At 34.9% G+C, this 13641-nt stretch carries 11 protein-coding genes and 1 pseudogene; 2 read left to right on the top strand and 10 right to left on the bottom strand.

The annotated features are described in order from the left end of the window. Nucleotides 1-7 precede the first annotated feature (7 nt). The 9 genes and pseudogenes from AC3WJF_RS18900 to AC3WJF_RS18860 all read right to left on the bottom strand — a co-directional run bounded on the left by AC3WJF_RS18900 (nucleotide 8) and on the right by AC3WJF_RS18860 (nucleotide 10535). Complete coding sequence (locus AC3WJF_RS18900; RefSeq protein ID WP_492454990.1) at nucleotides 8-253, bottom strand: sigma-G-dependent sporulation-specific acid-soluble spore protein CsgA; 246 nt, start codon at nucleotides 251-253, stop codon at nucleotides 8-10. 130 nt (nucleotides 254-383) lie between these two features. Further along, entirely contained in the window at nucleotides 384-1376 is a 993-nt protein-coding gene (locus AC3WJF_RS18895) for a hypothetical protein (protein WP_492454988.1), read from the bottom strand. Further along, on the bottom strand, nucleotides 1373-2308 hold the full coding sequence (locus AC3WJF_RS18890) for an ABC transporter permease subunit (RefSeq protein WP_492454986.1): 936 nt from the start codon (nucleotides 2306-2308) through the stop codon (nucleotides 1373-1375). The genes AC3WJF_RS18895 and AC3WJF_RS18890 overlap by 4 nt, the downstream gene beginning before the upstream one ends. Nucleotides 2309-2535: 227 nt before the next feature. Continuing rightward, nucleotides 2536-4248: an ATP-binding cassette domain-containing protein gene (locus AC3WJF_RS18885; RefSeq protein ID WP_492454984.1), complete on the bottom strand. Its 1713-nt coding sequence runs from the start codon at nucleotides 4246-4248 to the stop codon at nucleotides 2536-2538. Continuing rightward, nucleotides 4245-5192 (bottom strand): ABC transporter permease subunit, encoded by a 948-nt coding sequence (locus AC3WJF_RS18880; protein WP_492454982.1) that lies wholly within the window; start codon nucleotides 5190-5192, stop codon nucleotides 4245-4247. Before AC3WJF_RS18880 ends, AC3WJF_RS18885 begins: the two co-directional genes overlap by 4 nt. A gap of 24 nt (nucleotides 5193-5216) precedes the next feature. Next, entirely contained in the window at nucleotides 5217-7955 is a 2739-nt protein-coding gene (locus AC3WJF_RS18875; RefSeq protein ID WP_492454980.1) for an ABC transporter permease, read from the bottom strand. Nucleotides 7956-8353: 398 nt separating this feature from the next. Then, on the bottom strand, nucleotides 8354-8935 hold the full coding sequence (gene clpP / locus AC3WJF_RS18870; RefSeq protein ID WP_492454978.1) for an ATP-dependent Clp endopeptidase proteolytic subunit ClpP: 582 nt from the start codon (nucleotides 8933-8935) through the stop codon (nucleotides 8354-8356). 19 nt (nucleotides 8936-8954) lie between these two features. Then, on the bottom strand, nucleotides 8955-9641 hold the full coding sequence (locus AC3WJF_RS18865) for a sigma-70 family RNA polymerase sigma factor (RefSeq protein WP_492454976.1): 687 nt from the start codon (nucleotides 9639-9641) through the stop codon (nucleotides 8955-8957). 74 nt (nucleotides 9642-9715) lie between these two features. Continuing rightward, nucleotides 9716-10535, bottom strand: a pseudogene (locus AC3WJF_RS18860) (VanW family protein). A gap of 187 nt (nucleotides 10536-10722) precedes the next feature. On the opposite strand from AC3WJF_RS18860, the gene yhfH reads away from it, so the two are divergent. Both yhfH and AC3WJF_RS18850 read left to right on the top strand, forming a co-directional pair. After that, on the top strand, nucleotides 10723-10860 hold the full coding sequence (yhfH, locus tag AC3WJF_RS18855; RefSeq protein WP_492454974.1) for a protein YhfH: 138 nt from the start codon (nucleotides 10723-10725) through the stop codon (nucleotides 10858-10860). 85 nt (nucleotides 10861-10945) lie between these two features. After that, a complete protein-coding gene (locus AC3WJF_RS18850) occupies nucleotides 10946-12130 on the top strand; it encodes an alanyl-tRNA editing protein (protein ID WP_492454972.1) in 1185 nt (394 codons plus the stop codon). Nucleotides 12131-12148: 18 nt separating this feature from the next. Here AC3WJF_RS18850 and AC3WJF_RS18845 read toward each other — a convergent pair whose 3' ends face one another. Next, nucleotides 12149-13057, bottom strand: a complete 909-nt coding sequence (locus AC3WJF_RS18845) for a Gfo/Idh/MocA family protein (RefSeq protein ID WP_492454970.1) — start codon at nucleotides 13055-13057, stop codon at nucleotides 12149-12151. Between the last annotated feature and the right edge of the window lie 584 nt (nucleotides 13058-13641).

Here is a 13641-nt window from a genome sequence, read left to right as displayed (position 1 = left end):
CCACCTATTATAAAAGTTCATATACCTCATTTAATTCTTTTACTCTTTTTTCATCTTGTTCTTCCATTGCATAACGCAATTCCTTTTCCAAAATCGTATTTAAAAAGGAAATTTCACCTTCATTTAAATCTCTTACAAAGTCACCCTCACTTTTGTATTGATGATTTGTAAGTTTTTTGTAAATTTGCTGGCCATCACTGCGATTTAAATGATTCGATAATGTTTCTCGTAAATAGCCTAGGGTAACATACATCTCTTTGTCATCCTTTCCATTATCATTTTCAAAATGTATTCCTAAAGGTTAAGATGTATAAATTCCAAAAAAACATACATTTTTTTAGATTAAAAAAATCCAAGGATCAAACCCTTGGATTTTTCTAACACTACTCTGTTTTCGTTTCACTGCGTTTATCATCAGAAAAATGGAATTGATCTTTCTTCTTCCATCTAAATAAAAATGGTTTCCGCTGTACGATTAGTCCCCGATGCTTTCTTATGTGATATTCTAAAATCCCTTCACCTAAAGAAACGAATACAAACATAGATAATGTGATAAACATAGAACCAAATAGTGGTATCCATGGAAATGCGTCGAAATCGATTAAAACATCAAACAAGAACATTGGCCAGACTAAGGCAGAATTATCAATAGAATAGGCAGGACTGCCTTTTTGCATAAGGGTTTGTGAAATGAATATTCCAAATATCCCTAATTGCCCTAATAGAAAAAGCATGCTTCCAATATGTTGTACAAAATACGCAATCCATTGCGGATAACAATTTGGCCAATAATAACGTTTCCAAAGACCAAATGGTTTGGATCCCGTTAAAATTCCTGCTTCATAATAAGTTGTATTCTGTATGAGTTTAACACTTTTGTAAACCACTTCCCCTACTTTACCAAGTTCAAATATAATCAAGAAGCTTACCATCCAAATCTCACGATGCGGAGAAAAAATAAAAAATGGAATTGTTGATATAATAATCACATAAAAAAATACAGGCAGTCGTGAAAACAGGTAATTCCATCCTTGCAGTATATATCGAAAAAAAGAAAAATGAGCGGCGGCAGCACCTAATGGAATTGCTATTAGAAAAGTTAGTACAGAAATGGAGAAAACAGTCGATAAGGTTCCGCGTGTTCCCATAATCAATGCACTGTAAATATCTCTTCCTTGTTTATCAGATCCTAATAAAAAATCTTTATTCGGAGCATATGGTGGAAGTATAAAATCTAAATTACTCTCCGGCCCAACAACATAACTGTGTGTAGGAACGTTTTTATCAACCTTTGGCAAATACGGTCCAAAAAAGAAAAAGATTGCAAACATTGTACAGCCTATGATACCAATCCATAAAGAAGGAATTTTTCTCATTCATGACTCCCCCTTCTTTTAGGGTCGAATAGAAAATCAAAAATTTGACTCATCCATTGTGCAATTAATAACATCACCATAATTAAGAGGCTATAACCATTTACAGATGCAACATCGATCGTCAAAGGTTCCCCAGGCATTATGGAATAACGAATATGTACAGCGTTGATTAATCTTGTTCCCATTCCATGATATATACATAAAAACTCAACCACGAACATTCCAGAAAATAAGGTAAGTACAATTGGCATAAAATGTTGAAGTAACTTTGGTATTGCATTTCGTAAAATATGCTTCCAAAGAATAACTCTCTCCGGAACCCCTTTTGCTTTCGCTGTCTTAATATAATCCTGCTCATCTTCCTCTTCCAAAGCTTGCGAAGTATATCTAGCAATTACAAAAGCGGGATACATACTTAAAAAGAATATTGGAAATAGAATATTCTGGTCCTCACCATACATATGTAAACGTGGAAGACCATGTTGCATTCCAATGGAAAGGATCGTTTGTACAAGGAAAATTAGAAAAAAATCAGGTACCGCTTGTCCCAACCACGTAGATCCTTTTCCAAAAAAACGTCCAACCTTATTTTTATGCCGATAATCAAAAACACCTTTCCATATACCTAAAATAATGCTCACAAGCAAAGATGGAACGAGAATAATAATACTTCTTTTAAAATATCGAGACAGATCTACTTCCACAGGTTCATCATATTTGGTAACACCCAAACTCTTCGTTTTTTTAACTTCTTCAAAATAACTAGAAATGTTTTGTTCATATTTATCCCATGTAAAATGATAGGACATTACATCCAAATCTCCTACCCGATGCGACTCAGTATCTCTAGGCAACAACACAATTAATATTAATATCAAAGCCATACATACCCATAAAAATAGGCTTCCAAATAATCGTAATAATAGATTCATAGTTTCCCTCCCTCTCATCTCAGCAGATAACGTGCCAATATGACCATATTATTACAAATTATTTCATAGTCGCAAGATTTTTTTTTGATTTTTTACTTTTATTGCAAATATTTTAACCATTTGAAAGGTTAGTAATTAATTTTAAAAAACCTAGGTTTTGAGCGGTATTAAATGTTTTTGCAAAATAAAAAAATCCAAGCATAGCTTGGAAAAATTAACGAGAAATACTATAGACCCACAATTTTACTATCTTTTAAAATAGTATCTGAGATAACTGTCCCATCCTTTATCTCAATAATGCGGTCAGTTTGTTTTGCTATTTCTGGATCATGCGTAATCAAAATAATCCCCAGACCGTTTTCTTTATTTAATCGCTTTAACAAATCAAATACGATTTTGCTGCTTTCTGAATCCAAATTTCCAGTAGGTTCATCTGCAAGAATCCATTCTGGATGATGAACAAGTGCTCTTGCAATGGCGACTCTCTGCTGTTGGCCACCGGAAAGCTGGGATGGCAATGCCTGAAGTTTATCTTTTAATCCCATTTCATCAAGAAGTTCATTGGCACGTTCTTTCTTGCTATAATCCACCTTTCTTGTAAACAATGGGCACATGACATTTTCTTCTGCTGTTAAAGTAGGTAGAAGATGAAATTGCTGAAAAATAAACCCTATTTTTTCAAAACGAAAATTGGCTAATCTTTTACTGTTGAAATTCGTAATAGCTTGTCTTTCAAAGTATATTTTCCCATGCGATGGTTTATCTAGTGCACCAATCAAACTTAATAGTGTTGATTTTCCTGATCCTGATGGACCTATCACGGCAGTAAATACTCCCTTTTCAAAGGATAAATTAACTGAATCTAATGCTTTCGTTACAACACCATCTCCAGTATAATCCTTTGAAACGTTATCTAATACAATTAAATCCTCTATAGAGCTTCCTTTTTCTTCTAGAAAATAATTAAAATTGGATCTAGATTTTTGATTAGCATTGATTTTTCTGTTACGAAATATAAACGGTCTTCTTTGGACAATTAGCCCTCTCTGTCTTCTTAAGTTATATTCCAAAATTCCTTCTCCTAAGGAAACAAAGAAAAACATGGATAACGTAATAAACAATGATCCATATAATGGGATCCAAGGAAAAGCATCATAATCAATCGTTACGTCAAATAAAAACATTGGCCAAACAAGTGCATTGTTTTCAAACTCAAATTTCGGTGACATTTCTGGGTGAACAAAAACTTGGGAAATAAATACTCCGAAAAGACCTAATTGCCCAAAAAGAAATAGTATACTTCCGATATGCTGGATAAAATATGCTAACCATTGCGGATAACAGCCAGTCCAATAATATCTTCTCCATAAGCCAAATCGTTTTGTCCCCGCCAATATTCCCGCTTCAAAATAAGTAGTTTTTTGGATTAGCTCCACACTTTTGCGAACAACTTCGCCAACTTTCCCTAATTCAAATATAACAAGATAGCCCATTAGCCAAAATGGCCGGTTAGGGGTAAATACAAAAAAAGGAATGGTGGAAATAAAAACCATACATAAAAATACTGGCACACGTGAAAATAAATAGTTCCAATATTGCAAAAGCTTTTGCAATATCTTCCAATGTGCCGCTGCAACACCAAACGGGATTCCAATTAAGAATGTTATTAAAGAAACGGAAATTACGACTTCTAATGTATTGCGAGTACCGATTATCAATGCGCTGTAAATATCCCTCCCTTTTTTATCGGAACCTAATATAAAATCTGAGTTTGGACTAAAAGGAGGCAGCATATAATCTAAATTACTCTTCGGACCAACAACATAATCATGAGTTGGCACGTTTGGATCTACTTTCGGTAAGTAGGGGCCAAAAAAGAAAATGATAGCAAAAATTCCACATCCGATTATCCCTATCCATAATGAAGGAATTTTCCTCACAATTTCATCCCCCTTTTTCTCGGGTTAAGATAGTATGCTAGTATTTGTTCTATCCACTGTGCAATTAGTAAAATCACCAAAATAAGTAAGCTGAAACCAATAACTGCCGATGTATCGATATATAATGGTTCTCCCGGCATTATTGAATATTTTAAATGCATTGCAGAAATTAAACGTGTCCCCATCCCGTGATAAGAAGTTAAAAGTTCAACAACAAACATACCAGATAGTAATGTTAAGACGATTGTCATAAAATGCTGATGCAGCTTTGGCAAACAATTTCTAAGCATATGGCGCCACAGAACTACTCGCTCAGGAACGCCTTTTGCTCTTGCTGTTTTAATATAATCCTGTTCCTCCTCTTCCTCCATAGCTTGGCATGTATACCTAGCAATAACAAAAGCAGGATACATACTAAGGAAAAAGATTGCAAGATAAGCTACAGAAGGTTTATCATCACCGTACATATCAATTCTTGGAAGTCCGTGCCGCATTGCGATAAACAGCAAAGTTTGGACTAAGAAAATGAGGAAAAAATCTGGGACAGATTGACCCAACCATGTTGCCCCTCTCCAAAAGAAGCGGCCGATTTTCCCTCGAAACTTATAATCTAATATCCCTTTGCAAATCCCCATCACAATACTTAATAATAAGGATGGCAATAAAATAATAATGCTTCTTTTAAAATAAAATTTCAGTTCTTCTTCAACCGGCTGATCATAACTGGTTATCCCTAAGCTTTTATGTTTTTCAACTTGATCCAAGTAATTTTTAATATTCTCCTTATAATTTTCCCATTTAAATTCATAAAACATGATATCACGGTAATTATCATCTCTATATGTACCGGTATCTCTCGGGAATAAAATCATTAACACTAGAATGATAGATATACAACACCACAGTAATAAACTTCCCAAAAGGCGAAGAATTAATCTCAACATACTTTCCACCCCCTACATTAAGCTTCACGACATTAAACGAATTGATACCAATACTAAACCAGTGAGAAGAAGGAGCGAGAGAAATGCTAAAACCCCCTTAAACCATGTTTCCGTCCTTTTCTTATTGGAAAACGAATTCATGACACCATGCGCAGGTTGAATACGAACTGCTCTTTCAGCCGGTATCATTACGCCTAACAAGCCAGCAATGACTGGTATCAAGCCTGTCGCTAATAAGAATCCAATTTGCTCTTTCGGGAATTGATGGTACATCCCCCACATAATGAGGAATGAAAGGGCTATGCCTAATAATCCCGCAATAATCCCGTTAAACAAACCTTCCCGATATATTAGCATTCTAATCGATAAATTTTGCCATCCGACCGCTTTCAATAGAGCAATTTCCGGAATCCGTTCGGTGATGTTCTGCCACATAATTTCCGCGGTTGTTAAAATGGCAATCGCAAATGCTACCCCCATGGCGACGTAGTGAGAAGTTCCGACCTGCATTGCCACATACTCTCCGAGCCAAGATGTATACATAACCCCTTTTAATTTTAAAGTGATAAACAAAAATAGGCTTAATAAGGCAGTTGGTAATGCCATTGCGATTATGGATAAAACGGAACGCTTCCATTTTCCCAAAAAATGATTGATCGACATCGATATACTACCTTTTGATTGTATAAATCGATGGGCTGTAGCTGCAATTTCACCCGTTCGCATAGCCTCATAGGGCTTTATTCGACTAGATAAAATAGCAGGACCGATAACACCGAGCCAATATATGACAAGGCCAAATAAGCCAGCAAAGATAAAACGCAGAATGGAAGTGTCTGTCCCTTTCATAACCAAAATCAAACCTAATATCAGCCAGGAAACGATTGCAACGAAGCTTCCTAATATAGTAGATTCTAAAAATAATAGCTTGGTAATTTGGTTAGGTCTCCACCCAATCGCTAATAAGACGGCAAATTCTTTGCGCCTTGCAAACAATGTAACGAGCCCCGACGCTAATACATATACAATCGCCACCGCCATGACACTCGCAATAATTCCTGAGAAACCTACCTGAGTTTCGTGAAAAATAGTATAGGCTGAGCCAATGTTCACCCATGGCATTACGATCCAGCCCATTTCTTTTTGATTATTGATTGCCGGTACATGTGTTAGAACCGATTGTGGCGATGAACCCAAAGTAATATCAGTGATTAATCCTGTTTTATCTCGAATTTCCTTTGCGATTTTTTCTAGCTTTTGTTGACTTTTATCATTTAAAGTTTTAACACCTGCCACTTTAATCCGGATGGCCGAAATAGGCTTTTTGCCCATTATTTTTTCTGCTGCATCTATTGTAGTCAATACAGATGGCGGCTGGCTTAACAGATCGTAAGCGCCATCTGTTGGAAGCAAACTTTTTGGTGGATTCACCGGCTTATTGTCAGCATCTAAAACCAGCTGTGCCGATGCCGGACGGTATGTTTCCATAGGTAGTTGTGTTAACGGGTCTTGAGGTACCTTCAATTTACTTGGATCATATGTACCAATCCATTTGGGATCTACGCTGAACCATTCCTCCCCACCACCATAATCTACGTTAAAACCATTGTAGGGTCTAAAAGCACTTGTTCCTATTTTAGGTTCCTTGTATGTTTTTAAATCAAATGCATATGGCCATTTTGTTGGAAAAGGACTTTTCGTTTTTTTGTATCCAAGCATACTTGGCTTATCGGATATTGATAAAGAATCGCTTGAATTACTTGCCCTGTAAACATATTTTTCATCAAGATCAATTCCAGCTACTTCCTTCATCATCGTTTTATAAACTTGCTCCGTTGAAAAAGTAAATTCATATTTTGGACCTTTTTCATTTAAAGGTAATGTCTTTAAATATTTTTCCCCTCCATTTTTCTTTACTTTTTCCATTGTTTTGTTTGCTTTTTTGATTGTATCAAAAGGTACATCTAAAGTTTGGATTGTGTATGTTACACTTTTCTTCACCCGCGGCTGATTCCTTACAATGATTGGAATTTCGGTAATGGGGCGAGTAAAAGCCTTGGTACCATCATTTGGATCAATATTCTCCTTCCGTACAGTTGCTTTATCTGTATCTGTGAAATAGCGACTAGCTCCTTTATTAAGGATGGAATTATTTAATCCAACTAATTTTGCCTCTTGTTCTGGATCGATTCCAGCTAATAAAAGCGAATTAACTAAATATAAATCCCCTTCATAACTAATAATCCCGTATTCAAATGGATGTTTTACATCTCGAACAGTCGGATCAAAAGTACCAACAGGAAAGAAAAAAGAGCTAGTATGTATTTTCTTATAAACGCCGTTATCCGTCACTTCTTTTTCGCTATACTTATATAATCCACTTTCATTAAGTGAAAATTTATCGGAAAACTTAAAGCCCATTCTTATATACCCAATCATCGCAATCGGAGCAGCTACATCCACCCCTTCTATTTCTTTAATTTTCTTATATTGTGCAATACTGATCCCCCCATCAATCCCACTCAAGTAGTTCGGCTCAAGTAAATGGTTTATTTCTGTAGTACTTCGAGAATCGGGTGGCCTGACAACAATGTCATAAGATGCGGACCAATGCTTTGCCAACGTTTGCTCAACCGTCCCTTTATTAGACTGTGAAAGACCAACAAGATAACTTAGACCAGAGCTGACAATTAAGGCACCAACAATAAGTAAAATAAAGCGTTCCTTATGGCGCCACCAATTTTGCCAAATGAAACGAAGCATATTTTTCCCCCTTGCGAAATGATTATCTGTAAATCTATAAAAGCATAAATTTATTAGAGCCTTTTCTATGTAAGACGTAGAATAGATTTTTTTTTATAAAAAAATTGTAACTTGCGGTTTCTATATGAGGTATTTTTCTTTGGAGATTTAATAGTGTATTTTAGAATTATTTGATTAAGCTTATTTACTCAAAGTAAAGCCTTCCTCTTAAATAAAAATTTCCTAGTATGACCATTTTATTACAATTCATTTCGTTATTTCAAGTTTTTTTTGAAATATTGTTACTTTTATTACAATTTAAAATTACAAAATAATTCTCAGACAAGGTACATAGTTTAAATTAAAAAATTCAAATAACATAAAAAAGGAGATAGGTATTATCCTGATCTCCTTAAACATTATTTTTGATTTAAAACCTTATCAATTATCCCATATTCCTTTGCTTCATTAGCTGATAAAAAGTAATCTCTCTCTGTGTCCGATTGAATTTTTTCAAGAGGCTGCCCTGTTAAATCAGCAATCATTTCGTTAATATGATCTTTTAATTTTAAAATTCTTCTTGCCGATATATCAATTTCCGTTGCTTGACCACGTGCCCCTCCAAGAGGTTGATGAATCATAATTTCGCTGTTTGGCAAGGCGCAGCGTTTTCCCTTTGTTCCTGCCATTAAAAGCATGGCACCAAAGGAAGCAGCAATACCAATACAAATTGTTTGTACATCTGGTTTGATATATTTCATTGTATCGAGAATCGCAAACCCGGCTGAAGTTGACCCACCAGGACTATTAATATAAATCGAAATATCCTTATCCGGATCATCCGCCGCTAAAAACAATAACTGTGCAACCACCGTGTTTGCTATATGGTCATTAATCTCGTCACCGATCATAATAATTCGGTCTTTTAATAATCTCGAATAAATATCATATGATCTTTCTCCCCGTGATGAGTGTTCTATCACATATGGAATCGTATTCAAGTGTATTTCCTCCCTATAATTATGCCACTGCAAGTAAAGAGAGGTTGTTGGAACCTTTGCACATAGGAACTTGTTGATTGAATAACTTTTTGTATTGTTTAATTAGGATAATTGGCTGTTCATGCTGTATCGATTGAATGATGGATTCATAAAACAGCCTCTTATGTTTATCTTCCGTACTTATTGGATCTATTTTTTCTTCCTCAACCATTAGTTTTCTTAAATGTTGCCGAGTTCTAAATAAGGAAGCTTTAATAGCACCCTCTGTTAGATTCAATTGTTTTGCAATATCACTCATTTCATATTGAAATATATCTTTTAAAATAAATATGACCGTCTGTTGAGGAGTTAAATTATTCACTAATAACTCGCTTATCGAATACACTTCCGGCAATATTTTCATTGGATCGACAGATGGTTCTGACTTCAAAGTTCCTAGTTCTTTTGAACGTTTCCGAATTTGATCAATCCAATGATTATGAGCAATTTTATATAGTAATGCATGAGTGATTTTGTTCTGATTGGTGTCTTCATTAATATATTTATGATACATTTTTTCAATCGCCTCATGTGCAAGGTCCTCCGCATCCCAACCATTTCTAGTCAGAAATTGGCAATACCTCTTTAATGCAGGATACATATTCATTATTGTTGTCGTTAGATTTTCTCCTTGAACAGAAGATTCAGTACCAAGCTTGGTTTTCAAAGTGATCACTCCTTTTGAACCTCTATATTATGAACGAATAATAAAGTTAAAAAGTTACGGGTAAAAAAATTTTATTAAATTATATTTTGTTCCAATAATGGCTCATACATCATGATTGCATGATTTTCTACGATAAATTCATCATCTAGCAATTGCTTTTGGTAATTAAATATTTTTCGATTTAAAATATTATACCTAACATATCCACCACAATACGCAGGCGTAATTGATGTACTTTTTCATATATTTCATAGCTATTTAATGAAGGATTTAACGCCCTCCATTCCCCGCTTATTGTGAATCCGTTATCGATAAATGCAATTGATACGGTTCGTTCGTATTATTTTTTATTTGTAAATCTAGGTAGTTATATGCACAGGTTGCTCCGCTTCCAAACGGCTGAGTACGATTGGAGTCTGGAAAAACATCATAACTATGACGATTTCTTTCTGTAATAGTCAATGGAGTGTGTAATGTCATCCAATAAATTAAATTGGACAGCTGACAAAGTCCACCACCTATTCCTTTTTTAAAAGTTCCATTATAGAGAACCATTCCGTCAACATAGCCCTTTTTCTTCGTTGGTTTACCTATTAGTTTCCAATAAGAAAATGTTGCCCCTGGATTTATGATGATTCCATTCAAATGTTTAATCGCAATTTCTAAATTCATAATTTTATTGTGCTGATACCACATGTCCACTCCACGTAATTGCCTTAATAACAATGTTTGATGTTTATAAATGTTATGTGGAAACCACTCAAGCTGTCTTTCTTTTGCATATTTATTTTTGTCAAATATCCATGCCAAATATCGTTTCAAAGTAAAATAATGCTTCCCCATGAAAATCCGAATACTGGACCTTTTTTTCGAACGCAGCTTTGTGATATCCACATTATCCCCCCTGTAAAATAAACTACTTTCAGTTTTAGATTAACAGATTTTTCCATGTTCATCAATATTATTTCTTATTTTTAGATTTTTATGATTAGCAATCAATTAACGTTATGCATACACTGTACCATAACAGAATAAATATTTATCAGACTGTATTATATTAAACAAAAGGAGGAATTACTTAATGTTAGTAAATCCTGTTGAATTTTTCCGCAATTTATCTAAAAAAATCTGTCCGGAATGCGGTGAATATATCCATGAAGAACAAGCAGAATCTTATATAATGGAGTGTGACCGCTGTCTTGCAAAGAAAGAGGAGTAATACTTCTCTTTTTTGTCATCCTTTTCATTGCTGCTTGTACCATCTATAATAAAAGAACAAACGAAGATGGAAAGGAATGATTCATTTGACTGAAAAATTGTTTTATAACGAAGGAAAAACGTTTGAGTGGACTACTGAAATTACAAGTTTACTTGAAAAGGATAATAAATTTTTCGTAACGTTAGCTGAAACAGCTTTTTACCCAACTGGAGGGGGACAGCCCCATGATGTTGGGTATATTGATTCGATAAGAGTTGTGGATGTATTTGAGGAAAATGATGAAATCTATCATACACTTGATTCAAAACCAGAAAATAGAAGGGTTCTTTGCAAAATAGACGAAAAAAGGAGAATCGATCACACACAGCATCATACGGGACAACATCTTTTATCAGCAGTTTGTATAGAATTATATGATGCTCATACCCTCAGTTTTCATCTTGGTGAAGTGACGGTGACGATTGATTTGGATGTGGCGGAACTTTCGAATAGTCAATTAAAGACAATTGAGGATAAAGCCAATCAATACATTTATGAAAACAGAAAAGTGAAAACATATATTGTAACAGAAGATGAATTAGCCAGTATCCCATTAAGAAAAATCCCCGATGTGACTGGTGATATTCGAATCGTAGAAATTAGCGGATTAGATTACTCAGCTTGTTGTGGTACACACGTGAAGGGTACTGCAGAAATTGGAATAATAAAGCTAATTAAAACGGAAAAACAGCGTGGGAAAACTAGGCTGCACTTTTTATGCGGTTTTAGAGCTATTCAGGATTATCAGGAAAAAAATGATATTCTTGCAGCTCTTACCAAAAATCTGTCCACTTCGAAAGAAGAAATCCTTAGCCGCATCGAGAAAATGGAAAACGAAAAGAAAGATATTCAGCGAAAATTAGAAGCAGCATTAAGCGAAAATGCAAAATTCCTTGCAGCTGAACTTTTAAAATCGAACCAAGAGCCTATTATTATGGAAGTTTTTCCTGATAAGTCCATACAAGATTTGCAAGTTCTTTCAAGACAATTAATTACTAACAATAATAAAATTATTGTGATGGCTTCTGCTCCTGATAAAAAATGCTTAATCCTACATAATGGCGAAAATCAATTTCATTGTGGACAGTTTGTAAAGGAAAACATCTCATCTTTTAACGGAAAAGGCGGAGGTTCTAGCCACAATGCACAAGTAACATTTACAAGTGATGCAGATATGACTTCCTTTTTAGAATTCGTAAAAAGTACCATAATAACAAAATCCCCACTTTAATTGTGGGGATTTTGTTTGTTATAATTCCTCTAATTTAGAAACAACTAATTCACATAATTCATGAGTTGCAAGTGCATCTCTTGCAGAAACTTTTGGAGCAGAATTACTTTTTAAAGCTTGAATAAAATCATCTACAATCTGATAAAAACCACGTTTATGAAGTGTTGGTTCCCAATCACCGCCAACAAGTTTTAATTCATTACGATCTTGATAAATCGTAACATCTGAAACATTCGATGCTACTCTTTTTTCATCAGGGCACATTACTTCTAGTTTTTCTTCAGTTGTACCGCTGTCACGATTCATGATTCCAATGGCTGTACAATCTTTTGCAATAAACTGTACCACAGCATGATAAAGGGTATTCCCCTCTTTTCTACCGGATACAACTATATCCTCGATTGGTACAGGAAAAAGATACCTTATTGTATCCAACACATGAATATAATCATCGTATACAAAGGTTCTTATATCACCTGGCAGCGCTTTTCGATTTTTCTGCATGAGGATCATATTAGGATTTTGCAATTCTTTTAGATTTTCATAAGATGGTGCATATCTGCGGTTGAAACCAACCATTAATAATAAGTGATTTTTCTCCGCTAATTCAACCAATTGCTTTGCAGAATCATAATCGTAAGAAATTGGTTTATCCACGTATACATGGATACGGTTCGATAAAAGTGTATGTACAATATCAAAATGCGATTCAGTAGATGAGTGCACAAATGCCCCATTTATTCCACTTTTTATTAATGACTCAAGATTATTATGTACTTTTTCCAAACGGAATTGTTTCGAAATGGTTGAAAGCCTTTGTTTGTTTCTCGTATAAAGATGGAATTCAACTTCATCCCTAGTGCTATAAACTGGTAAGTATGCTTTTTCCGCAATATCACCTAGACCAATAATACCTAACTTTAACATTGTTTCACCCCGTTCCTTGTCAATATTATTGTACAGAATTTTGGTACGGTAAGTAAGCTTTTTAAATTCATGTAAGTAAATTATATTATTTGAGTGTTACCTAGTTTTTTCATTCCTTAATCCTGCATCTATGTTACCAGCACCTTCTTTTCTGTGCCCTATATTCCATTTAATGTGACCCGTTGCTTCTTTTTCGTGCCATCCATTCCGGTTTATGTGACTCATATCCTATTTATTGTGACCTTGCTCCTCTTTCGCTCCCAGTTTCTGCATCTATGCTACCCGAATCTTCTTTTTCGCTCCTTCCATTCCAGTTTATGTGACCCATATTCATTTCAATGTGACCTCCCTTCTCTTTCGCTCCCTAATTTTGCATCTATGTGCCCTGTTTCTTCTTTTTTGTGCCCTCCATTCCAATTAATGTGATCCATATTCATTTCAATGTGACCCTCCTCCTCTTTCGCTCCCTAATTTTACATCTTTGTACCCCGCTTCTTCTTTTTCGCTCCCTCCATTCCAATTAATGTGACCCATATTCATTTCAATGTGACCTCCCTTCTCTTTCGCTCCCTATTTCTGAATCT

The organism is Heyndrickxia sp. FW510-T9, from assembly GCF_058781025.1.
The sequence above is the reverse complement of the archived record's forward strand: the minus strand, read 5'-3'. Positions and strand labels throughout refer to the sequence as shown.